This window comes from Paralysiella testudinis (genome assembly GCF_016894345.1).
Taxonomy (GTDB): Bacteria; Pseudomonadota; Gammaproteobacteria; order Burkholderiales; family Neisseriaceae; genus Paralysiella; species Paralysiella testudinis.
The window spans coordinates 130,706-152,719 of record NZ_CP069798.1 but is presented as its reverse complement, the minus strand read 5'-3'; the positions used below and the strand labels follow the sequence as shown (position 1 = coordinate 152,719).

The following is a 22,014-nucleotide window of genomic DNA, read 5'->3' as shown; positions in this document are numbered from 1 at the left end:
ATTTTATGAAGATTAAAAAAATAATTGGTCGCTTTATTATAGCTTTATTATTTTGTTTTCTGTTATTGTGTACGATTAAAAATATTAAAGGAGAAATTTTGTTGAGTAGAACTAAAGATGGAAGCTTTAAAGAAATTTCAAATGAGATTTATGAAAAAGTTACTCCGCTAGGGTTAGGAGCGGAGAACGGGGTAGATGTAACAAGCTATTTTGCTAATAAAATATATGTAGGACAAAAGATTGATGAGCTATCAGAAGAATTAAAAAAAAATGGATATACGCTAGATATAAGGTTTGGAAGAAATCTTGAATATCCATATGCGGCAGTACATAACTTTTACAGTCAAGATTTTTTTATAAAAACTCATAGGACTATATTAATTAAAGTAGATTTAAATAAGGATAAAGATGAGGTTGTTAGATTTAAAGTGATTTATTTTACTCATTTCCCGTTGTAAATTTTAATTAAATGCAAAGGTTATTTATATGGAATCGATGCAAGTTGTATATAAGAGCATAGGATCTGTGCTAGGTAAAACTTTTTATCATAAATTTATTTTGTATACGGATAAAAATGGTAATCAACATGCTGCGAGTGGCTGGGCTGAAAAAGATGGATCTGGGCTAAGTGGTGACTATGGTCGTATGTATACTACTCACGGGGCTTATAATTCGGAATATCCGGATCATCCCGACAGTGATAATAATCGTGGATTCAATCGAGAATATATATCTGAGATTATTCAGACGGGTAGTGATTTATCGAAAGCTTGGGGGGAAATTACTGAAGCAATGGATCAAATTGGTTCGGAAGGATATAAATATAAACCTACCTCTCAAAACTCTAATTCAGCAGCAGATGAGGCTTTGAAGCGAGCTGGATTCCCAGAATCTAAAGAAGGAGGATTTCAAGATCCGTGGGCTCCTGGCTCTAATATACCTTTAGAACCTAACAATCCCGAAGGAGATGGTAAGGCTGATGGGATTCCGTGGGGAGAAATATCAGAAGGCTCTCGTATAACAGAAGAAAATAATGGCTTTGAATGTGTTGACAACTGGTGCAAGTTCAACCGCGACGGCAAATACCATATCTACGACCCTCTGGTACTTGATCTCGACGGCGACGGTATTGAAACCGTGGCTGCCAACCGTTATGGCGGCGCCCTATTTGATCATAATAATAACGGCATCCGCACTGCCACCGGCTGGCTTGGTGCCGATGACGGCTTTTGGGTTATCGACCGCAATGGCGACGGCATCATCAACAACGGCAGCGAACTGTTTGGCGACAGCACCATATTGGCCGACGGCAGTTTGGCCGCACATGGTTTTGCCGCACTGGCCGAATTTGACCGCAATGGCGACGGCAAAGTGAATGCCGAAGATGAAGGCTTTGATCAATTGCGGGTTTGGCGTGATTTAAACCAAGACGGCATCAGCCAGGCAGATGAATTGTTTACACTGGAAGCAGTGGGGGTGCAATCGCTGAATCTGGCCTATCAAAATACCCGCGCCGGCCTAGGGCATGGCAATGTATTGGCGCAAAGCGGCAGCTATGAAACCGCCGATGGCAAGCAAGCCAAAATGGGTGATGTGAATTTTCGCTTTGATGCTATGTTCAGTCGCTATATTGATCCAATTGAGCTGAGCGATGAGCAAAAGCAGGCTGCCAATCTGCAAGGGCTGGGTCGTTTGCGTGATTTGCGCGAGGCGGCGGCGCTATCAGATAAGCTGGCAGCAGTATTGAAAGCCTATACTGAGGCGGATACCAAAGAAGCGCAGCAGGCGCTGTTGTCTGATTTAATCCATAAATGGGCGGGAACCAATCCGCTGTATGGCACCGGTGTGAATTTTGCAGCACCAAATATCCGCACTGATAATGAAGGAGTGGGGCTAACGCCGGGGCAAGCTAATGGAATACGCGAGACCGGCATATTGCATTGGCCGAAAGAATATATTGATGCAATTGATCAAACGCTGATTAAAATTGCGGCACTGGATGCCTTTACCGGCCTGAAATCCAGCACCATCTATGTGACCTCGGCTGCAGATATTTTGCGGTTTCATGGTTCGGCGCACAGCGCATTTCAATCTTTGTCCGACAGTATTTACCAAGGCCTGTTGTTTCAAACCCGCTTAAAGCCCTATGTAGAAGCGGTGGGCTTTAAGGTTGAAAACAATCAGTTCAGTTTAGACTACGCTCCCGTTGCCGCTGCCTTTGGTGATGTATTTGCCCAAAATCCACAAAAGGCCTTTGTAGATTTGGGCGAATTTTTATCCATGCAAAGCAGCTTACAGGTTTGGCCGCAAGGTGTGCAATTGTTTACCGAATATGTGGATTATGCCCGCCAACAAGACACATTGGATGCCTGGTTGAATTTATTGGGCAATAAGGCGGTTAATGCCTTAAGCACCCAGCAGGGCGGTGATGGCGATGATACTTTGGTGGGTATCGGCCTGTTAAACGGGCGCGATGTGTTGCTGGGCGGTGCCGGTGATGATGTATTGATTGGCGGCAGCGGCAATGACGATTTGACTGGCGGCAGCGGCAACGATACCTATGTGTTTGCGCGCGGCTTTGGCCATGATGTGGTTTACAACCACGATACCGGCAGCAATCGCCAAGACACCATTGCTTTTGTGGGCGGCATCGGTGCAGAAGACATAGCGCTGGAACGCAACGGTAATCATCTGCGCATTGTGCTGAAAGAAGGTGGCGACAGTATTACCGTAAACAATATGTTTGCGGGCGATGTGTTTACTCATCATATCGACCGTATTACCTTTGAAGACGGCACAGTGTTGTCCTTATCCGATATTACTGCAGCATTGATTAAGCCTACGGCAGGCAATGATCATTTAATCGGCTACGCCACCGACGACATCATCAACGGCCTGGATGGCGATGATGTGATTTACGGAGCCGCCGGCAACGATATTTTAAACGGTGGCAACGGCAACGACGATTTGCAGGGCGGCAATGGTAACGACACCCTGATTGGCGGAGCCGGGGATGATATCCTCTATGGTGGTGATGACAACGATATTTTGATGGGCGGCAGCGGTAACGACAAACTGCAAGGCGGCTTGGGGTCGGATACTTATGTTTTCGGTCAAGGTTTTGGCCAGGATGAAATAATAAACTTCAACCCCGGTAAAGCCGATACCGATATCATTGAATTTACCGAAGGCATTCAGCAGCATCACTTAAGCTTCCGCCGCCATGAAAACAGCTTGTTGATTAAACAGACTGGCACCGACAACCAAATTACCGTATTGCGTTATTTTGATGGCGATGGTGATAGCGATTTCCAGCTTACCGGCATCCGCTTTGCCGACGGCAGTCAAATCGGTGTTGAACAGGTTAAAGCCTTGGTACAAATCCCCACCAATGGCGACGACACCCTCTACGCCTACAACAGCGGCAGCACCCTTTATGGCGGTCGCGGCAACGACACCTTGATTGGCGCAGACGGCGAAGACAAATTGATTGGCGCAGACGGCGAAGACAAATTGATTGGCGGCTTGGGCAACAACACCTTAATCGGCGGCAAAGGCAACGACATCTTGATTGGCTCGCAAGACAAAGACACCTATATTTTCAACAAAGGCGACGGCTACGACTTTGTTGATCCCGGCACTTTATTGTTTGGCGATGTAAAAGACCACATCCGCTTTAACAACGTGGCTTTGGCCGAAGCCCATTTCCAAAAACACGGCAACAACCTCACCATCACCGGCTACCACGGTGATGATGCCGTGGTGGTAAAAGACTTCTTCCGCATCGGTGGCGGCAATATCAAAACCATCGAATTCAGCGACCAAACCGTTCAGGCAGCCCGAATCGGCAAAACCCTGCCCATAGAAGAGTTGGGCAATAGCGACAGCAGCGTATTGCGCGCCAGCATCGACAACGCCACCCTAATCGGCCAAGCCCACGATGAACACCTGATTGGCCGCTGGGGCAACGAAACCCTGATTGGCGGCAAAGGCAACGACCGTTTGGAAGGCAGCTTTGGCGACGACACCTATGTGTTTGGCAAAGGCGATGGCCAAGACCGCATTTACGACAGCGGTGGCCAAAACGACAGCTTGCAGTTCAAAGGATTGGCACAGCAAGATTTATGGTTTACCCGCCAAGGCAATCATCTGGAGATTTCCGTGTTGGGCAGCAATGATAAAGTCACCATTGAAAACCAATTTTTATGGTTCTTCGGCAACCCCAACCAAATTGAAACCATCCGTTTGGACAACGGCGCGGTGTTGGCGGGCCCAGCAGGTGCAAAACTTAGTGAATGCGATGGCGGCGTTTGCACCCGGCCAAAACGACAGCTTGAGCGTGCCGGAGCAGATGCAGCAGTATGCGCAGCAATTGGGTACGGAAAATCAATATTGGCCGCAAAATGGGCATACGGGAATTTTGTAAGCGCTATGAATGTATAATCCCACATTGGCTGTAGCTTAAACAGGCTGCCTGAAACCCGTTTCAGGCAGCCTGATGGTTGGTGGCGGCTTCGGGTATAATGGCGGCAATAAAAATATTCGGAGCACACGCATGTCGATGATGAATGAAATTCTGGCGTTTAACGACGAATTTGTCAGCTCAGGCGAATACGCGCAGTTTTTCACCAATAAATTCCCCGAAAAACAACTGGCTATTTTGTCGTGTATGGACGCGCGCATTCTGGATTTGCTGCCGCGCGCGCTGGGGCTGAAAAACGGCGATGCCAAGCTGATTAAAAATGCCGGCGCCATTGTGAGCCACCCTTGGGGCTCGGTGATGCGCTCCTTGTTGGTGGCGGTGTTTGAGCTGAAAGTCACCGAAATTATGGTGATTGCGCACCACGATTGCGGTATGCGCGGGCTGAATTCCTTGGCCATGCTCGACAAAATGCGCGACAAAGGCATCAGCGACGAGCGCATCGAAACCTTGCGCAATGCCGGCATCGATTTGGACGGCTGGCTCACCGGCTTTGATAATGTGGAAGACAGCGTGCGCCATTCGGTGAACATGGTGCGCAAGCACCCGCTGATGCCCGCCAATATCGCCGTGCACGGGATGGTGATTCATCCCACCACCGGCAAACTCACCGTGGTGGTAGACGGCCACACCGAGTGCGCGATATGAGCATGTCGCGCATCGGCCTGTTTGGCGGCACTTTCGACCCCATTCACAACGGCCATGTGCACATTGCCCGCGCGTTTGCCGATGAGCTGGCGCTGGACACCGTGGTGTTTATCCCGGCGGGCGAGCCTTACCACCGCGATGCGCCCGCGCGCACGGCGGCTGCACAGCGGCTGGCGATGGTGGAATTGGCGATTGCCGATGAACCGCGCTTTGCCGTATCCGATTGCGATGTGTTGCGCAAAGGGGCAACGTATACTTTTGATACCGTGCAAATTTTCCGCCAGGCTTTTGCGCAGGCGCAATTATGGTGGCTGCTGGGCATGGATTCGCTGCTCAATATTCACACTTGGCATCGTTATCAAGCCTTGCTCGACAGCGTTAATATCGCCGTGGCCGCGCGTGGGCGCGACAGCTTAAGCCAAGTAAGCCCCACTTTGCATACTTGGCTGCCGCATGCGTTGGCCAAAGCGCAAAATAGCCCGGATGGCCGCGACGGTGGGCGACTGCATTTGCTGCAAGCGCCGTTGTCGCCCTTAAGTGCCACCACCATCCGCAAAGCCTATGCGGCAGGGCAGGGCGCTGGCGTGGCGGCCGATTTGCCGCCGGGCGTGGCGGCTTATATTGGCGAACACGGCTTGTATCGTTCATAACCCTATTTCAGGCAGCCTTTGAGGCTGCCGGAAAGAATTTCATTTTATAGTGGATTAAATTTAAACTAATACTGCGTTGGCTCGCCTTGCCGTACTATCTGTACTGTCTGCGGCTCGCCGCCTTGTCTTAATTTAAATTTAAACCACTATATATATAATTAAGATAATTAACAAAACAGGAATAACCTAATGACCGAACCCTTAAATACAGCCGCTATGGCTACTGATGTAGAAAAAATGGTGGCCGTGGCCGTGAATGCGCTGGAAGACATCAAAGCCAAAGACATTGCCGTGCTGGATACCAGCAAAAAAACCGCCTTGTTTGCACGCATGATTGTGGCCAGCGGCGACAGCACCCGCCAAGTGAAAGCGCTCACCAACAATGTGGCGGTGGATTTGAAAGCCGCCGGTTTCGACATCATCAGCACCGAAGGCACCGACAGCGGCGAATGGGCGCTGGTGGATGCAGGCGATGTGGTGGTGCATGTGATGCAGCCGGCCGTGCGCGACTACTACGACATCGAAGCGTTGTGGGGCGGCGAGAAGCCTTCTTTCCACGCCGGTGCCGCCAAACCTTGGCATGCGGCCGATTAAGCGGCTGTATAGCGTATTCAACCGTAGGTCTGATTAACGCCAGTTATTAAACAGGACAACTCTGCTATTTTCAGGCAGCCTTTATACCCACCCATTCTATAAAATCACATAACAAGGCGGCGAGCCGCAGGCAGCATCGGTATACAACAAGGCGAGCCAACGCAGTTAGGTTATTTTGTAGAATGGGTATTATTGACCATGATGCCGTTGCCCCGCCATCTGCGCCCGCTTGCCCGTGTCGACCAACGCAGCGCCACCGCCGTGCATTGCCACTTGCGTTTGCACGGCGAAGCGTGGCTACAACTGTGGTTTTACGGCACCTTAATCAACAACACCGTGCAGCCCTTGGCCGATAATCCGGCTGACAGCGTACGCTTGGTGGCCGCCACGCCCGCCGGTGCCAGCGCCTTGTTTTTTGATGGCAGCCAGCATGGCTACGAAGCCGTGTTTTGCGAACACCATCCCCACGCCGCGCCCGCACAGCCGCGTTTGTGGCGCTACAGCGATGATGTCTACCGCATCCACTTGCAGCTGGGCTACAACATCGATTTTGCCGCTGAGGCCAGCGCATTTGCTGCCAACCCGCAAGGTGAGGTGCAATTGGCTGACGGCAGCTGGCTTGCGCAGGCGGATGCACAGGCAGACGGCTTCGATGCGCTCACCGTGCGGCTGGAAGACAGCAAAGGCCATGTGTGGACGGTGTTTGCGGCCGATTTGGCTTAAGATGGAATAAGCAATGAAAACCAACACCATCGGTTTATTTTTGGTGCTGTTATTGGTGGGCACACCGGCCTTGGCCGAAATCCGGCCGCAGCAGCTGGTGCGCGATGCCCGCGGCCAAATCGGCGTGACCATGAGTTATGACCCGGCCTACCGCAAAATCGCTTTTCCCATGGGCGATGTGCCGCTGAGCACCGGCGTGTGCACCGATGTGGTGATTCGCGCCTTGCGCGGGCAAGGCGTGGATTTACAAGCCTTGGTCAACAAAGACATGAAAACCGCGTGGGCGGCGTATCCGAAAACTTGGGGCTTACAAAAGCCGGATGGCAATATCGACCATCGCCGCGTGCCCAATTTGGAGGTGTTTTTCCGCCGTCACGGCCAAAGCCTGTCGTTAAGCGACAAAACCACCTTTAAAGCGGGCGACATCGTTACCTGGCGGCTGCCGCAAAGCAATCTGCCCCACATTGGTATTGTGTCCGACAAACGCGCCGCCGATGGTACGCCTTTGATTATCCACAACATCGGCCGCGGCACGCGAGAAGAAAATGTGTTGTTTGCGTATCCGCTTAAAGGCCATTTCCGCTACTTAAAGTGAGCAACAATGATTTGCTTCCAAGCCAGAAACCGATTTTAACCGCATGAACATCACCGTATTGGCCGTGGGCAGCAAAATGCCGCGCTGGGTAGACGAAGCGGTGGCCGAATACGCCAAACGCTTTGGCCGCGATATCCACTACACCCTGAAAGAAATCAAACCGGAAAAACGCGGCGCCGGCGTGAATGCGGCGCAAGGCATGGCCGCCGAAGAAAAGCGCATTGTCGATGCCATTCCGGCAGGCGCGTATTTGGTGGTGCTCGACGAACGCGGCCGCGCGCCCACATCGATGGAGTTGGCAGGCTACCTGCAAGACTGGCAGCAGCAAGGCATCAACGTGTGCTTTGTGATTGGCGGTGCCGACGGCATGACCGACGCGCTCAAACAAAAAGCCCGCCTGATGCTGCGCCTCTCCAGCCTCACCTTACCGCACGGCATGGTGCGCGTGCTGCTTACCGAGCAGCTTTATCGTGCGGTGTCGATATTGCACAACCATCCTTATCACCGTGAATAGCCGCTGGGGTAGATGCCGCCGCGTTGGCAACCGCATTTTGCAGGCGCATGATTTTGTTTGAGGTAAGGCGATGATGGCTTTATTTGAATTTGAGTTAAAACCGGTTGCAGAAATTTCCCCTTGGGGTGAGGCACCTGATTTATCATTGAGCTGGTTTGCGTTAACAGATGGGCAGTTTAGAATCAATGCAGGCTCAAGCATTCTTTTCCGGTATACGGACGCGATTTTATCTTATTGGGAAATTGCTGAAAAAGACGCGGATTATCAGCTGGCCGCATTTGCAAGAGATATTCTGGGCTGTGTTGCTCCGGCAATCACGCCGCTGCCAAAGTTTTTACACCATATCGCCGATGATTGGATCGGCTTACGTAGACTACAAGCGCAATCTGCTGAACATAATGCATATTATGAGGCATTTCGTTGGCTGGGTGAGCGCAGCCCCTGGGCCAGCTACCTAACGGCATCTCCACAAATCAGTTTTATTCGGCAAAAAGATAATATCTTGGTTGGATGGGATAATACGGCGTGTTTGATTGAGGGCATACCGGTATGGGAAGCACAATTCGGGTCATTTACTTTGCCGGTGGAAGCATTTTTAAAAGAATGCCGGTCTTTTCGTGATCGCTTATTGGATGAAATGTATCGTCGGATTAACATGATAGAGAAGGGCGAGACAAAAGCGCAAATCCCGCTGAATACCCATGATTTATACCAACAACACGATACATGGCGAGATGAATTTCAGGGCTATTTTGAAATCCGGAATGAGCCGGATGTTCCTTGGGATGAGGCTGAATCGGCCTTGGATTTGATTTTGAAAGCATTTCCAAATACCACGGCTGGCTGATTTATTGAAGTTGCGCATTCATATTTTTTAATAGATTGCTGCATCAAGCCCGGCAATCAGCTGGCTACTTTGGGTAAATAGGCAAGCATCCTAGCTGTCGAAGTTATGCACCAAGCCACAACCCCGCCGCCTGAATCAAGCCGCCGAGCCACAAACACTTGTTATATAATGGCCGCACCGTATTTTCAGGCAGCCTTTTAGCAGCTGGCTGAGATAAATTGATGTTCTTCAGGCAGCCTTATAAAGGCTACCTGAAAGGCTGCAGCCAAATTAAAAACAGAAAACCACACCATGAATCCAACCCCGCTACTGGACACCATCAACCTGCCGCAAGACTTGCGCCGCCTCGATAAGCAGCAGCTGCCGCAGCTAAGCGACGAATTGCGCGCCTTTTTGCTGGATTCGGTTTGCCGCACCGGCGGCCATTTTGCCAGCAACTTGGGCGCGGTGGAGCTCACCGTGGCGCTGCACTATGTTTACCACACCCCCGAAGACCATCTGGTGTGGGATGTAGGCCACCAAAGCTATCCGCACAAAATCCTTACCGGGCGGCGTGCGCGCATGGACAGCATGCGCCAATACGGCGGCTTGGCCGGTTTCCCCAAACGCAGTGAGAGCGAATACGACGACTTCGGCGTAGGCCATTCTTCCACCTCCATCGGCGCGGCCTTGGGCATGGCGGTGGCCGACAAACTGGCGGGCAACGGCCGCCGCAGCGTGGCGATTATCGGCGATGGTGCCATGACTGCCGGGCAGGCATTTGAAGCGCTCAACAACGCCGGTGATATGGACGTCGACTTGCTGGTGATTCTCAACGACAACGAAATGTCGATTTCCCCCAATGTGGGCGCCTTGCCCAAATACCTGGCCAGCAATGTGGTGCGCGATGTGAAAGGGCTGGTGAAGAGCTTTAAGCAAAAGTCGGAAAAGCTGCTCGATATGCTGCCTGGTGCGCTGGACATGGCGCAGCGGGTGGAAAATAAAATCAAACACATGGTCGACGACGGTACACAGCCGTCTTTATCGCTGTTCAACAATTTCGGCTTTAGCTACAGCGGCCCGGTAGACGGCCACGATGTGCTCAAACTCACCGAAGTGCTGCAAGACATGCGCAGCCGCAAAGGGCCGCAGCTGCTGCACATCATCACCAAAAAAGGGCAGGGCTACAAGCTGGCCGAAAACGACCCGGTGGGCTTTCATGCCGTGGGCAAGTTCGACCCGTGCCAAGGCCCGGCCAAAGCCGCCGCGCCCGCCAAGCCCACCTACACCCAAGTGTTCGGCCAATGGCTGATTGATCAGGCCAAAGCCGATCCCAAGCTGGTGGCGATTACCCCCGCCATGCGCGAAGGCAGCGGCTTGGTGGCGTTTGAACAGGCTTTTCCGGAGCGCTATTTCGATGTGGGCATTGCCGAGCAACACGCGGTTACTTTTGCCGCCGGTTTGGCCTGCGAAGGTGCCAAGCCGGTGGTGGCGATTTATTCCACCTTTTTGCAACGCGCCTACGACCAGCTGATTCACGATGTGGCTTTGCAAAACCTGCCAGTGCTGTTTGCCATCGATCGCGCCGGCATTGTGGGTGCCGACGGCCCCACCCACGCCGGAGCTTATGATTTGAGCTTTTTGCGCTGTATTCCCAATTTGGTGGTGGCCACCCCCAGCGACGAAGCCGAATGCCGCCTGCTGTTGTCGACCTGCCACGCCTTAAACCAACCCGCCGCCGTGCGCTATCCGCGCGGCAGCGGCACCGGCGCCGCCCTTTCAGGCAGCCTTGACACCGTGGCGGTGGGCAAAGGTGTGCTGCGGCGCCAAGGCGAAACCGTGGCCTTGGTGGCCTTTGGCAGCATGGTGGCACCGGCACTGCAAGCGGCTGAAGCGCTGAATGCCAGCGTGGCCGATATGCGTTTTGTGAAACCGCTGGACGAAGATTTGCTGCTGCAACTGGCCGCCACCCACGATTATTTGGTTACTGTAGAAGAAAACAGCATCCAAGGCGGCGCCGGCAGCGCGGTGCTGGAAGCCTTGGCCAAGCACGGCATCACCAAGCCGGTGCTGCTGCTGGGCATTGCCGACACCGTCACCGAACACGGCGATCCGGCTAAGCTGCTGGCCGATTTGGGTTTGAACGCCGAAGGCATCCGTACGCAAGCCGAGCAGTGGTTGGCTGCGCAAGCCACGGTTTAAGCTTATTGCATCTTAACCAGGACAGGCTGCCTGAAACCGCTTCAGGCAGCCTGCGCGTATATTGATTGTATGAACGAATTCACTTTTTCCATTGCCCGTTGGCGGGCGGTGAGCAATAAGATGGCCGATGAAGCTGCGTGGCGGGCGTGGGCGCAAAACCCGGCGCTGGCCGAAGCCATGCCCGAGCACAAACCGGCCTTGCCGTTTTTACCGGCCTTGCAGCGGCGCCGTTTGGGTGCGGCGGCGCGTTTGCTGTTTGATGCGGCCTGGCCGCTGCTGGATGCACAGCAGCCTTGCCCGGTGGTGTTTGCCTCGCACGATGGCGAAATCAACCGCAGCTTTGAGCTGTGGTTGTCGCTGTTGCGAGATAAGGAAGTGTCGCCCACCTCGTTTGGTTTATCGGTACACAATGCCTTATTGGGGCAATGGTCGATGTTGCGCGGCGACATGAGCGAAGGCACGGCCTTGTGCGTGGCCGAAGACGGCTTTGAAACCGCTTTTGCCGAAGCCTACGCCTTGTTGTGCGACGGTGCCGAATCGGTGCTGGTGTTGGTGGTCGACGAGCCTTTACTGGCGCAATACGATGTGGTGTCGGTGGTGCGTGCGCCCTTGGCGTATGCGGCGGCGTTTGTGGTGCGTGCGGGTGGCGATTGGCGCTTGTCGTGTCAGCCTGCGCCAATCGCATCTGAGCATCATGATGTATTGCCCTATTGGGGCGCTTTGAATTGGCTGCAGGCGCAATATCAAACCCCGGCCGCGGTGGCGTTCAGGCAGCCTTATCAAACCCGCAATTGGTTGTGGCAATATTCAGGATGAAACCCATGCAACAGCTAGACTGGTTACGCCGCTTTGTCTTCACCTTGCTGGGCTTTGTGGTGTTTGGCGTGGTCGGCCTGCTATTTAAATTGGTTTTGTTACCTTATACTGTGGTGAGCACCGCCGGTAATCTGCCGCGTCAGCGCCGGGCGCGGCGTTTGGTGGCGGCGGTGTGGCGGTTTTTTGTGCGTTATTTGGCGCTGGCTGGGGTGTTGTCGTATGAATTGCGCGGCTTTGAGCGGCTGGGCAGGCCGGGACAGCTTATTTTGGCCAACCACCCCTCTTTGCTGGATGTGCTGTTTATGGTGGGCTATGTGCGCGATGTGAATTGTGTGGTGAAAAAAGATTTGCAAACCAATCCGGTGATGATTAGCCCCATTAAAGCCTGCGCCTATATCCCCAACGACGAATCGGAAGCCTTGCTGGAAGAAGTGGATGCGGTGCTCAAGGGCGGCCAAAGCCTGCTGATTTTCCCCGAAGGCACGCGCACCGGCTGGGATGGGCAGGTGCGGCTGCACCGCGGCGCAGTATCGCTGGGGCTGCGCAGCGCGGCGGTGATTACGCCGGTGGTGATCCGCATGAGCCCGCCTAATTTCAAAAAAGGCCAGCCTTGGTATAAAATACCCAAGGTTAAGATTTGTTATCAGATCAGCGTAGGGGAAGACATCTACCCGCAAGACTGGCTGGCGCAAAAACCGTTGCCGATTGCCTCGCGGCGGCTCAACCAATATTTGGAAGACTATTTTAATCGGGAAACCCACACATGAACGACTTACAACAGCAAATTAAAGTATTGATTATCGACAGCCTGGGGCTGGAAGACATTACCCCGGCCGACATTGACAGCGAAGCGCCGTTGTTTGGCGACGAAGGCTTGGGGCTGGATTCGGTGGATGCGCTGGAGTTGGGCTTGGCGATTCAAAAGGCGTTTGGCTTTCAGATGGAAAACGACAGCAATGCCTTGCGTGAACATTTCCGCAGTGTGGCCACCTTGGCGGCGTTTGTGGCCGCACAACAGGCTGCCTGAAAGGAAAAGCATCATGTTAACCCGCGATAACATCAACACCATGCTTGGCGATGCGTTGGTGGAATTATTTGAAATCGAGCCGCAGCGCATCACGCCCACGGCCAATCTGTATGAAGATTTGGAAATCGACAGCATCGACGCCATCGATTTAATCGACCACATCAAACGCCAAACCGGCCATAAACTGCTGGCCGATGATTTTCGCAGTGTGCGCACGGTGGATGATGTGGTGGAAGCGGTATGGCAGAAAATCTGCAGCGCCAATCCATAAACCGGCCGGCCAGCCGCGTGCTGGCCGTATTGCTGCCGCTGATTAGCGTGTGCTATCCGCTGCTGTGGTATTGGGGGCGTGAGCGCGGCTTGTTTGGCTGGCTGGCATTGGCCATGGCCGCCGTGTGGATATTGCGTGCTTGGTGGGCGCCCACCGGCGGGCAACGTGCCGTGGCCGCCGTGGTGGCGGTTTTTTTTGCCGCAGCGTGGCTGCTCAACCAACCGGCGGCGATGTATTGGTATCCGGTGGGCATGAGCGGCTTGATGTTGCTGTTGTTTGGCGGCAGCCTGTTTACCCGCCAAAGCCTGATTGAGCGGCTGGCACGCTTACGTGAGCCGGATTTGCCTGCCGCTGCCGTGGCTTACACCCGCCGCGTCACCCAAGTGTGGTGTGCTTTTTTTGTATTCAACGGCGGTGTTGCCGCAGCTTTGGTATTGGCCCAAGCCTGGCAGGCGTGGGCATGGTATACCGGTGTGTTGGCTTATGTGCTGATGGGCGTTTTGTTTGTGCTCGAGTGGCTGTGTCGCCGCCGCTTGCGGCATGTGCATGGCGCGGCTGAGGGGCATTAGGCTGCATTAAATCAAGAAGAAAGATAAGGGAAGTATGGGCTGTGATTTTGCGCAGCTGTTGCAAAACAGTAACGAAGCGGCACCACCGGTGGCGGTGGCACCCCATTGGCCGCGTGCCGATTTTGTGCAGGCCGCCTTAAGCCTGAGTGCACGCCTGCAGGCGGCCAAGCATCGCAGCGCCGCCTTGTGGTTTGACGATGCCGCCCGGTTTGCCAGCGCCTTGCTCGCCTGCGCCCATGCCCGCGTAGCGGTTTATCTACCGCCCAATCTGGCGGCAGACAACCGCCAATGGGCGGATGACGCTGCCGATGTGTGGCTGGCCGATGTGGCGCTGCCTGAAGCCGCCAAACCGATGTGGTGTTGGGATGAAAACAGCGAAACGGCGCTTTCAGGCAGCCTTTACGGCCGTGAAACGCCGTTGTGCCTAGATATGCCGGTATATTTGAAAACCTCCGGCTCCAGCGGCCAAGCTCAGGTGGTGAGCAAAACTCTGGCGCAATTGCAGGCCGAAGCCACCGCCTTGCAGCAAACGTGGGCTTTGCCCGCGCCGGGCACCGTGGTGGTGGGCAGCGTGGCGCCGCAACATCTGTATGGGCTTACTTTCCGCATTGTGTTGGCGCTGTGTGCGGGTTGGCCGCTGTGGCGCCAACAATGCGTTTATCCGGAAAGCCTGCTGGAAGCCACGGCGGCGGTGGGGCCTTGCGTGTGGGTGGCCAGCCCCACCTTGCTTACCGCGCTGGCCACCCATGGGCTGCCTGAAAACTTGGCCGCCCAAGTGGTGCAGGTGTTTAGTGCCGGTGGCGCCTTGCCGGAAACGACCGCGGCGGCGTTGGCCAGCCGTTTGCCGCAAGCGGTGCAGGAAATTTACGGCAGCACCGAAACCGGGGTGATTGCCCAGCGGCGATATCCGCAGCCGTGGCGTTTTTTTGCCGCGCTGGCGCACGAAACCGATGCCGAAGGCGTGTTGCGGGTGCAGTCGCCGTGGAGCGGCGGCTGGCAGCAAACCGCCGATGCGGTGCAAATCAGCGCCGATGCAAACAGCTTTGAACTGCTGGGGCGTCAAGACCGCATCATTAAGCTGGCCGATAAACGCGTGTCGCTCACCCAAATCGAGCACAGCCTGCTGCAACACCCGTGGGTGGCCGATGCCCATTGCGGCGTACACCCAACGCGGCGGCGGGTGGCGGCATGGGTGGCGCTCAATGGCGCCGGTGTGGCCGCTTGGTGCGCACAAGGCCGCGCTGCGGTGGTGGCGGCTTTGCAGCAACAGCTGGCGCACAGCCAAGATGCGGTGGCCAGGCCGCGCCATTGGCGTTTCGATACCACTTTGCCACGCAACAGCCAAGGTAAGCTGGCGGCGGCCGATTTTAGCGCCGCTTTGGCGCAACGCCCGCTGGCGCCGCTTTGGCAGCCCGGCCAATGCGACCATGCCGACGAAATGCATTTTCACGCCGTGGTGCCGCTGGATTTACGCTATTTCAGTGGCCATTTCGACACCTTTCCGCTGGTGCCTGGCGTGGTGCAATTGCAATGGGCGCTGGCGCAAGCCCGCCAGGCTTTGGGCTTGGCTGCGCCGGTAGCGCGGGTGGAAAACCTCAAATACCAACAGTTTTTGCGCCCGGCCGATACGGTGAATCTGCACTTGCACTGGCAAGCCGACAAGCAAAAACTGCTGTTTAAGCTGGATAACGGCAGCGCCGTGTGCGCCAGCGGCCGCGTGGTGTTTGCCAGTACAAAGGATAAGCAGGCATGAACGTGGTGGCCTTAATTCCGCATTACAACCATGCCGCCACCGTGGGGCAAGTGGCGCAGGCGATGCGCGCGCAAGGCCTGCCTGTGCTGATTGTGGACGATGGCTCCGAGCCTGCCGCGCAGCAAATATTACGCGATTTGGCCGCCGCCGATGCGCAAATCCAAGTGGTGTGGCGGGCACAAAACGGCGGCAAAGGTGCGGCAGTAAAAAGCGGCTTTACCGCTGCGGCCGCCGCTGGTCACAGCCACGTGTTGCAGGTGGATGCCGACGCCCAACACCAATTGGCCGATGCGCAAAAATTGCTGCAAGCCGCGTTCAGACAGCCTGAAGCAGTGGTGTGTGCCGAGCCGGTGTATGGTGCGGATGCGCCCAAATCACGGCTCTATGGCCGCAAAATCACCAATTTTTGGATTTGGGTGAACACCGGCAGCCACGATATCCGCGACGGCATGTGCGGTTTCCGCCTTTATCCCTTGGCGCCGGTGCAAGCCTTGATGCAGCGCCACCCAATGGGCGAGCGCATGGATTTCGACACCGATATTCTGGTGCGCCTCTATTGGGCCGGTGTGCCGATGGTATGGGTGCCCACGCCTGTGCGTTACAGCGCCCAAGGCGTGTCGCATTTTCGTGTTTGGCGCGACAACTGGCTGATTTCCAAAATGCATGCACGGCTGTTTTTTGCCATGTTGTGGCAACGCATGGGCGGCAAACCATGAACGCCGCCCAACCGCAACACTGGGCAGCGCAAACCGAGCGCGGCACGCCGTTTTTTTTGCGGCTCACCGCGTGGCTGGTGTGCCATTGCCCGGCTTGGCTGTTGCGCCTGTGCGTGCGGGTGGTGGTGGCTTATTTTTACCTTACTGCCCCGGCACAGCGGCGCCACATCGCCCGTTATCAAGCACGCTTAACGGCGGCATTTCCGCATTTAAGGCTGCCTGAAAGGCCGGTATGGCGCCAGTTTGTCACCTTTGGCGAAGCCATTACCGACCGCTTTGCCGTGTGGCAGCGCCAAATCCGCTATGCCGATTTGCGGGTGGAAGACCCGGACAATGTGTATGCCGCCGTTCGCCGCAGCGCCGCCGGTGGCGGCCACGGCCATGTGCTGGTGTGCTCGCATGTGGGCAATATGGAAGTGTGCCGCGCTTTGGTGGATCACCACCAAGGCTTTGTGCTCAATGTACTGGTGCACAGCCGCCATGCCGAAGCATTTAACCGCGCCCTAAAAGAAGCCGGTGCCAACGACATCCGCCTAATTCAAGTCAGCGATTTGGATGCCGCGCTGATGCTGGATTTGCACCGGCGTTTGCAGGCGGGTGAATGGATTGCCATTGCCGCCGACCGAGTGCCGGTACGCGGCGAAAAAACCGTGGCAGTGGACTTTTTAGGGCAGCGCGCCTTGATGCCGCAAGGGCCGTGGCTGTTGGCGTGTTTGCTCAAAGCGCCGTTGGTGAGTGTGTTTTGCAGCAAAATCAACGGCCAATATCGTTTGCGCTTGGAGCATTTCAGCGCCGTGCCCGACGGGCGCAAACAAGCCCGCGCCGCCACCGTGGCCGCATTGGCGCAAAGCTTTGCCCACCGCTTAGCGGCGGAATGCGCGGTGGTGCCGCTGCAATGGTTTAATTTTTATGATTTCTGGGGTGACGAAGCCGATGGCCAAAACCATTTATTGCCGCCACAACACTGAGCTGACGGTGCCGTTTTTCGATGTCGACAGCATGCACATCGTTTGGCACGGCCATTATGTGAAATACTTGGAGCTGGCGCGTTGTGCGTTTCTGGATGCGCTGGGCTACAACTACACCACCATGCGCGCACACGGCCACGGCTGGCCGGTGGTGCAGATGCAGCTCAAATACGTGCAAGCGGCGCGTTTTGGCCAGCCAATCCGCGTGGAAGTGCAGCTGGTGGAATACGAAAGCTGCCTGAAATTGGACTATGTGATTTACGACAGCCACAGCGGGCGCAAACTCACCCGCGCCAGCACCACCCAAGTGGCCGTGCGCTTGGACAACGGCGAAATGCAGTTCCAAACGCCGGATTCATGGCAGCAGGCGGTAAAACATTATTTGGCAGCTCAGGCTGCCTGAAAGGCAATCAGATGAAACTTTGGCAATGGCTGTTTGGCCTGTGTTGGCTGATGGCCAGCTTGGGCGCCCACGCCTTCGGTTTGGCCGATTTGAGCCAGCGCCTGCAACAGCCACAGGCGGTGGCGGGCGATTTTACCCAAGAGCGTTATTTGGCTTCGCTGGGCAAGCCCTTGCGTACCGAAGGTGAATTTGTGTTGCAGCCGAAACGCGCCTTGTTGTGGCAGATGCAAAAGCCGTTTGCCCAACAATTGCGCGTGCGTGCCGATGGCGTGTGGCAATGGACGGGTAAAGCATGGCAGCGGCAAAGCGGCGGGGGCGGGCAGCAGCGGCAGATGCAGCTGTTTCTCGACTTGCTTGGCGGCAATGCCCAAGGCTTGCAGCAGCATTTCGAGGTGCGCTTAAGCGGTACTGAACAAGCGTGGCAGCTGGTGCTCACGCCCAAAACCGCGCTGATGCAGCAGATTTTCACCCGCATCGACATTGCCGGCGATAATGTGGTGCGCCAAATTACCCTGCAAGAAAAACAGGGCGATAAAACGGTGATGCGTTTTAGCCGTGTGCGCATTAATCCGGCATTGGCTGCCGACACCCGCCGTGCGCTGGCCGACTAGGCTGGCCACCGCAGCCTATGTGCTGCTGGTGTTGGTTGCGCTGGCTTTGCTGGCGGTGCAGGCGCATCGGCACAGCCTGCTGGTTACCGATTTGGCCGAGCTGTTGCCCGCCGATGCGCAAATGGGTGTGGTTGAGCGCAATGCCCAGGCGCAGAGCGAAGCGGCACTCAACCGCCAAATGGTGATGCTGGTGGGGGCGGCCGAGCGGGAAAATGCCGAAGCGGGCGCATCGGCACTGGCGGCGCTGTGGCGCCAAAGCGGTGTGTTTGAAAGTGTGACCGAGCGTACCCAGCCGGATATGGCCGCTTGGCGGCAGGCGGCACTGCCGTTGCGGCTGGCCTTATTGCCCGCCGAGGTGGCGGCGCAATGGCCGCAGCAAGCGCCAGCCTACTTTCGCCAGCGTGCCGAAGACATGGCCAATCCGTTTGCCACACCGGCACTGCTGCCGCCGACGCAAGATTGGCTGGGCTTAAGCCGCTTCATGCTACCCAAAATACAACAAAGCGGCCATTTGCAGTGGGACGAACACAGCGGCATGTTGTGGGCTGAACACGATGGCCGCCATTGGGTGTTGGTGCGAGCAGAGTTGCCGCCCAACAGCGGCGTGGCCGATGCGCAAACCGCGCTGTTGCCGCTGCTGCAACAAACGCAACAAGCCGCCGCTGCGGGCGGGCAAACGGTGCAGATTGCCGGTGGCGCGGTATTTGCCGCTGAAGCACGCGCAGCGGCCGAGCGCGAAAGCCGCTGGATGAGCATGGCGGGCGTGGGGCTTACTTTATTGCTGCTGTTGGCGGTGTTCCGCCGTCTGCGCATTTTATTGCTGCTGTTGCCGCTGGCCTGCGGCGTGCTGCTGGGCTTGGCGGCTTGTGTGGCGGTGTTCGGCCATGTGCACGTGCTCACCGTGGTGATTGGCACCAGCTTAATCGGGGTGCTGATTGATTTTCCGCTGCACTGGCTCACGCCGGCGGTGTTGTCGTCGCAATGGCGTGCCCGCCCGGCTTTGCGGCAGGTGTTGCCGGTGTTTGTGGTGAGTTTGGCGGTCACCGTGAGCGGCTATGCCTTGTTGCTGTTCACGCCCTTGCCGGTGTTGCGGCAAACGGCGGTGTTTTCAGCGGTGGCCTTGGTGGGCGCGTTTGCCGCCACCGCTTTGCTGTTGCCGCCCTTGTTTGCTCGCTGGCAGCCGCGGCCAAATCGGTGGCTGGCGGTTTGGGCGCAAGGCTGGCAACAGCGCTTGCCGCGTTGGCGTACACGCGCCGTGCGCTATGGCTTGCTGCCGCTGCTGCTGTTGGCATTGGCAGGCTTGTGGCGCAGCAACTGGCACGACGACATCCGCCAATGGGTGCATTTGTCGCCGCAATGGCTGGCGCAGGCGCAGGCCGTAGGGCGCATCAGCGGTGTGGCGCCGGCGGGGCAGTTTTTTTTAGTTGAAGCGGACAGTGAAGACGCCTTGCTGCAAGCCGATGCCAAACTGAGCCAGCGGCTGGCCGCTTTGCCTTCAGGCAGCCTGGCCGGTTTCCAATCGCTCAGCCAGTGGGTGTTGCCGCAAGCGGCGCAGCGGCAATTGCAAGCCCAATTGCGCCAGATGGCGACACAACCGGCCTTGTGGGCAGAGATGTCGGCACTGGGCGTGCCTGATGAAACGATGCGTCAAGCTTTGCTGCAAACCGCCGCCTTGCCGCCGGTAAGCCTTTCAGGCAGCCTGAATAATCCCTTGGCGCAAGCGTGGCAGCCTTTGTATTTGGGGCAGGTGGCACCGGGGCGTTTTGTCGGCATGGTGCGTTTGAACGGCGTGCACGACACCGCCGCCTTGCGCGATGCGGCCGCAGCGGTGGCGGGCGTGCACTGGGTGGACAAACCGGCGCGGCTGAATACCTTATTCCACCAAACCCGCAATCAGGCGGCTTGGCTGAAGTTGGTGTCGTTTGCGCTGGCATGGCTGGCATTGATGGCGATATTGGGGCGACGGCGCGGCAGCCAGGTGCTGGCGGTGCCGTTGGCCGCGGCGGTGCTCACGGTGGCGGTGTTGGGTTGGCTGGGGCAGCCGGTGAGCTTGTTTGCCATGTTCGGCTTGCTGCTGGTGTCGGCCATTGGTGTGGATTATGCGCTGTATATTGCTACCGCCAAGCACGACGGCCATGAGCGCTTAATCGGCATGCTGTTGGCGGCGGCCACTACCTTGATTTCGTTTGTGTTACTGGGATTTAGCGCTACGCCGGCGGTGGCCGGTTTCGGGCTGGCGGTGGCCATCGGTGTGGTATGGAATGTGCTGCTGGCCACTTGGCTGCTGCCGTATGATAAAGGCTTGCGTTGACACAAAGCGTGCTGCGCAAGGGTGTTTTAGAATGGCAAGCTGTGGTTCTGACAAACTGGATGGGATAAAACATGAATCAAACAGTGGATGTGGCGGTAATCGGTGCCGGGCCATCGGGTGCGGTGGTGTCGGCCTTGCTGCGGCGCCACGGCTACCGGGTATGCGTGTTGGAAAAGCAGCATTTCCCGCGCTTTGTGATTGGCGAGAGCCTGTTGCCGCACTGCATGGAAATGCTGGAGGAAGCGGGCATGGCGCGAGCAGTCGCGGCCACGCCGGGCTTTCAGTATAAAAACGGCGCCGCCTTTACTTGGGGCGAGCGCTATACCTGTTTTGAATTCACCGATAAATTCACCCCCGGCCCCGGCACTACGTTTCAGGTGCAGCGTGCGGTGTTCGACAAAGTATTGATTGACGAAGCGGCCAAGCAGGGCGTGGACGTGCGCTTTGGCCACGGTGTGACCGCGTTTGACCACAGCGGTGAACAAGCGCGGCTTACCGTGCAGCCGGAAACGGGTGAAGCCTACACGCTTCAGGCAGCCTTTGTGCTCGATGCCAGTGGCTATGGCCGCGTGCTGCCGTGCTTGCTGGATTTGGAAACGCCATCATCATTGCCGCCGCGCCAAGCGGTGTTCACCCACATCGACGACCATATCGTGGGCAATGAATTTGACCGCAATAAAATCCTGATTAGCACCCATCCTAAGTTGCGTGACGTGTGGTTTTGGCTGATTCCGTTTAGCAATGGCCGCGCTTCCATCGGCGTGGTGGGTGAGCCTGCGCGTTTGCAGCGCGAGGGTTTGGTGGGCGATGAAGCCGTGTTGAAGCAATTTGTGTCGGAAGTGCCGATGTTGGCGCGCATATTGACCAATGCGGTGTGGGACAACGGCGTGCCGTTTCGCAGCTTGAGCAACTATTCTGCCAATGTGAAAGCCTTGCATGGTCGTCATTTTGCACTGCTGGGCAATGCCGCCGAGTTTTTGGATCCGGTGTTTTCTTCCGGCGTGACCATTGCTCTGCATTCGGCCAAATTGGCGGCAGCGTTGCTGCACCGGCAATTGAGCGGCGAAGTGGTGGATTGGCAAAGCGAATTTGCCGTGCCGCTGATGGTGGGCGTGAATGCCTTTCGCACTTATGTGAGCGGCTGGTACGACGGCAGCTTCCAAGACGTGATTTACAGCTGCAGCGAACAGGTCAACCCCGATATCCGCCGCATGATTAGCGCCATTTTGGCGGGCTACTCCTGGGACGAAAGCAATCCTTTTGTAACCAAGTCAACGCGGCGTTTGCAGGCCTTGGCGGAAATTTGCGGTGCGGCCACACCAACAGCGGTTTGAGGC

General features: G+C 56.0%; 22 protein-coding genes. All 22 read left to right on the top strand.

Annotated elements, in window-relative coordinates:
• The first annotated feature begins 5 nt into the window (after positions 1 to 5).
• The 22 genes from JQU52_RS00725 to JQU52_RS00620 all read left to right on the top strand — a co-directional run bounded on the left by JQU52_RS00725 (position 6) and on the right by JQU52_RS00620 (position 22,011).
• Positions 6 to 458: a hypothetical protein gene (locus JQU52_RS00725; RefSeq protein ID WP_230339302.1), complete on the top strand. Its 453-nt coding sequence runs from the start codon at positions 6 to 8 to the stop codon at positions 456 to 458.
• A 679-nt stretch (positions 459 to 1,137) separates the two neighbouring features.
• On the top strand, positions 1,138 to 4,443 hold the full coding sequence (locus JQU52_RS00720) for a calcium-binding protein (protein ID WP_230339301.1): 3,306 nt from the start codon (positions 1,138 to 1,140) through the stop codon (positions 4,441 to 4,443).
• A gap of 112 nt (positions 4,444 to 4,555) precedes the next feature.
• Entirely contained in the window at positions 4,556 to 5,128 is a 573-nt protein-coding gene (locus JQU52_RS00715) for a beta-class carbonic anhydrase (protein ID WP_230339300.1), read from the top strand.
• Between the two features lie 2 nt (positions 5,129 to 5,130).
• Entirely contained in the window at positions 5,131 to 5,778 is a 648-nt protein-coding gene (gene nadD / locus JQU52_RS00710; protein ID WP_230340497.1) for a nicotinate-nucleotide adenylyltransferase, read from the top strand.
• Positions 5,779 to 5,994: 216 nt separating this feature from the next.
• Positions 5,995 to 6,372 carry a ribosome silencing factor gene (gene rsfS, locus JQU52_RS00705; protein WP_230340496.1) on the top strand — a complete coding sequence of 126 codons (378 nt, stop codon included), beginning with the start codon at positions 5,995 to 5,997 and terminating at the stop codon, positions 6,370 to 6,372.
• Between the two features lie 198 nt (positions 6,373 to 6,570).
• Positions 6,571 to 7,095, top strand: coding sequence for a hypothetical protein (locus JQU52_RS00700; protein ID WP_230339299.1), 525 nt, complete (start codon positions 6,571 to 6,573; stop codon positions 7,093 to 7,095).
• A gap of 13 nt (positions 7,096 to 7,108) precedes the next feature.
• Entirely contained in the window at positions 7,109 to 7,690 is a 582-nt protein-coding gene (locus JQU52_RS00695; protein ID WP_230339298.1) for a DUF1287 domain-containing protein, read from the top strand.
• Positions 7,691 to 7,733: 43 nt separating this feature from the next.
• Positions 7,734 to 8,204, top strand: a complete 471-nt coding sequence (rlmH, locus tag JQU52_RS00690) for a 23S rRNA (pseudouridine(1915)-N(3))-methyltransferase RlmH (protein ID WP_230339297.1) — start codon at positions 7,734 to 7,736, stop codon at positions 8,202 to 8,204.
• Between the two features lie 70 nt (positions 8,205 to 8,274).
• The gene (locus JQU52_RS00685) at positions 8,275 to 9,051 is read left to right on the top strand and encodes a DUF5984 family protein (protein WP_230339296.1); all 777 of its coding nucleotides are present in this window, start codon (positions 8,275 to 8,277) and stop codon (positions 9,049 to 9,051) included.
• A 291-nt stretch (positions 9,052 to 9,342) separates the two neighbouring features.
• Positions 9,343 to 11,232 (top strand): 1-deoxy-D-xylulose-5-phosphate synthase, encoded by a 1,890-nt coding sequence (dxs, locus tag JQU52_RS00680; RefSeq protein ID WP_230339295.1) that lies wholly within the window; start codon positions 9,343 to 9,345, stop codon positions 11,230 to 11,232.
• 69 nt (positions 11,233 to 11,301) lie between these two features.
• On the top strand, positions 11,302 to 12,048 hold the full coding sequence (locus JQU52_RS00675; protein WP_230339294.1) for a beta-ketoacyl synthase chain length factor: 747 nt from the start codon (positions 11,302 to 11,304) through the stop codon (positions 12,046 to 12,048).
• Positions 12,049 to 12,053: 5 nt separating this feature from the next.
• Positions 12,054 to 12,815 (top strand): lysophospholipid acyltransferase family protein, encoded by a 762-nt coding sequence (locus JQU52_RS00670; protein ID WP_230339293.1) that lies wholly within the window; start codon positions 12,054 to 12,056, stop codon positions 12,813 to 12,815.
• Positions 12,812 to 13,075, top strand: a complete 264-nt coding sequence (locus tag JQU52_RS00665; RefSeq protein WP_230339292.1) for a phosphopantetheine-binding protein — start codon at positions 12,812 to 12,814, stop codon at positions 13,073 to 13,075. The genes JQU52_RS00670 and JQU52_RS00665 overlap by 4 nt, the downstream gene beginning before the upstream one ends.
• A gap of 13 nt (positions 13,076 to 13,088) precedes the next feature.
• Positions 13,089 to 13,346, top strand: coding sequence for an acyl carrier protein (locus tag JQU52_RS00660; RefSeq protein ID WP_230339291.1), 258 nt, complete (start codon positions 13,089 to 13,091; stop codon positions 13,344 to 13,346).
• The gene (locus JQU52_RS00655) at positions 13,316 to 13,915 is read left to right on the top strand and encodes a COG4648 family protein (protein ID WP_230339290.1); all 600 of its coding nucleotides are present in this window, start codon (positions 13,316 to 13,318) and stop codon (positions 13,913 to 13,915) included. Before JQU52_RS00660 ends, JQU52_RS00655 begins: the two co-directional genes overlap by 31 nt.
• Before the next feature lie 34 nt (positions 13,916 to 13,949).
• Complete coding sequence (locus JQU52_RS00650) at positions 13,950 to 15,668, top strand: AMP-binding protein (RefSeq protein WP_230339289.1); 1,719 nt, start codon at positions 13,950 to 13,952, stop codon at positions 15,666 to 15,668.
• Positions 15,665 to 16,384, top strand: coding sequence for a glycosyltransferase family 2 protein (locus JQU52_RS00645; protein ID WP_230339288.1), 720 nt, complete (start codon positions 15,665 to 15,667; stop codon positions 16,382 to 16,384). Before JQU52_RS00650 ends, JQU52_RS00645 begins: the two co-directional genes overlap by 4 nt.
• The gene (locus JQU52_RS00640; protein ID WP_230339287.1) at positions 16,381 to 17,352 is read left to right on the top strand and encodes an LpxL/LpxP family acyltransferase; all 972 of its coding nucleotides are present in this window, start codon (positions 16,381 to 16,383) and stop codon (positions 17,350 to 17,352) included. Before JQU52_RS00645 ends, JQU52_RS00640 begins: the two co-directional genes overlap by 4 nt.
• Entirely contained in the window at positions 17,318 to 17,755 is a 438-nt protein-coding gene (locus JQU52_RS00635) for an acyl-CoA thioesterase (RefSeq protein ID WP_230339286.1), read from the top strand. The genes JQU52_RS00640 and JQU52_RS00635 overlap by 35 nt, the downstream gene beginning before the upstream one ends.
• Before the next feature lie 11 nt (positions 17,756 to 17,766).
• Complete coding sequence (locus JQU52_RS00630) at positions 17,767 to 18,366, top strand: LolA family protein (RefSeq protein ID WP_230339285.1); 600 nt, start codon at positions 17,767 to 17,769, stop codon at positions 18,364 to 18,366.
• Complete coding sequence (locus JQU52_RS00625; protein WP_230339284.1) at positions 18,311 to 20,677, top strand: MMPL family transporter; 2,367 nt, start codon at positions 18,311 to 18,313, stop codon at positions 20,675 to 20,677. Before JQU52_RS00630 ends, JQU52_RS00625 begins: the two co-directional genes overlap by 56 nt.
• Positions 20,678 to 20,748: 71 nt before the next feature.
• Entirely contained in the window at positions 20,749 to 22,011 is a 1,263-nt protein-coding gene (locus tag JQU52_RS00620) for an NAD(P)/FAD-dependent oxidoreductase (protein WP_230339283.1), read from the top strand.
• Positions 22,012 to 22,014: the final 3 nt, after the last annotated feature.

Bases quoted from the DNA above. Each gene is read 5' to 3' on its own strand.
- JQU52_RS00725 (WP_230339302.1), top strand. From the start codon at position 6: ATGAAGATTAAAAAAATAATTGGTCGCTTTATTATAGCTTTATTATTT.
- JQU52_RS00715 (WP_230339300.1), top strand. From the start codon at position 4,556: ATGTCGATGATGAATGAAATTCTGGCGTTTAACGACGAATTTGTCAGC.
- nadD (WP_230340497.1), top strand. From the start codon at position 5,131: ATGTCGCGCATCGGCCTGTTTGGCGGCACTTTCGACCCCATTCACAAC.
- rsfS (WP_230340496.1), top strand. From the start codon at position 5,995: ATGGCTACTGATGTAGAAAAAATGGTGGCCGTGGCCGTGAATGCGCTG.
- JQU52_RS00700 (WP_230339299.1), top strand. From the start codon at position 6,571: ATGATGCCGTTGCCCCGCCATCTGCGCCCGCTTGCCCGTGTCGACCAA.
- JQU52_RS00695 (WP_230339298.1), top strand. From the start codon at position 7,109: ATGAAAACCAACACCATCGGTTTATTTTTGGTGCTGTTATTGGTGGGC.
- rlmH (WP_230339297.1), top strand. From the start codon at position 7,734: ATGAACATCACCGTATTGGCCGTGGGCAGCAAAATGCCGCGCTGGGTA.
- JQU52_RS00685 (WP_230339296.1), top strand. From the start codon at position 8,275: ATGATGGCTTTATTTGAATTTGAGTTAAAACCGGTTGCAGAAATTTCC.
- dxs (WP_230339295.1), top strand. From the start codon at position 9,343: ATGAATCCAACCCCGCTACTGGACACCATCAACCTGCCGCAAGACTTG.
- JQU52_RS00675 (WP_230339294.1), top strand. From the start codon at position 11,302: ATGAACGAATTCACTTTTTCCATTGCCCGTTGGCGGGCGGTGAGCAAT.
- JQU52_RS00670 (WP_230339293.1), top strand. From the start codon at position 12,054: ATGCAACAGCTAGACTGGTTACGCCGCTTTGTCTTCACCTTGCTGGGC.
- JQU52_RS00665 (WP_230339292.1), top strand. From the start codon at position 12,812: ATGAACGACTTACAACAGCAAATTAAAGTATTGATTATCGACAGCCTG.
- JQU52_RS00660 (WP_230339291.1), top strand. From the start codon at position 13,089: ATGTTAACCCGCGATAACATCAACACCATGCTTGGCGATGCGTTGGTG.
- JQU52_RS00655 (WP_230339290.1), top strand. From the start codon at position 13,316: ATGGCAGAAAATCTGCAGCGCCAATCCATAAACCGGCCGGCCAGCCGC.
- JQU52_RS00650 (WP_230339289.1), top strand. From the start codon at position 13,950: ATGGGCTGTGATTTTGCGCAGCTGTTGCAAAACAGTAACGAAGCGGCA.
- JQU52_RS00645 (WP_230339288.1), top strand. From the start codon at position 15,665: ATGAACGTGGTGGCCTTAATTCCGCATTACAACCATGCCGCCACCGTG.
- JQU52_RS00640 (WP_230339287.1), top strand. From the start codon at position 16,381: ATGAACGCCGCCCAACCGCAACACTGGGCAGCGCAAACCGAGCGCGGC.
- JQU52_RS00635 (WP_230339286.1), top strand. From the start codon at position 17,318: ATGGCCAAAACCATTTATTGCCGCCACAACACTGAGCTGACGGTGCCG.
- JQU52_RS00630 (WP_230339285.1), top strand. From the start codon at position 17,767: ATGAAACTTTGGCAATGGCTGTTTGGCCTGTGTTGGCTGATGGCCAGC.
- JQU52_RS00620 (WP_230339283.1), top strand. From the start codon at position 20,749: ATGAATCAAACAGTGGATGTGGCGGTAATCGGTGCCGGGCCATCGGGT.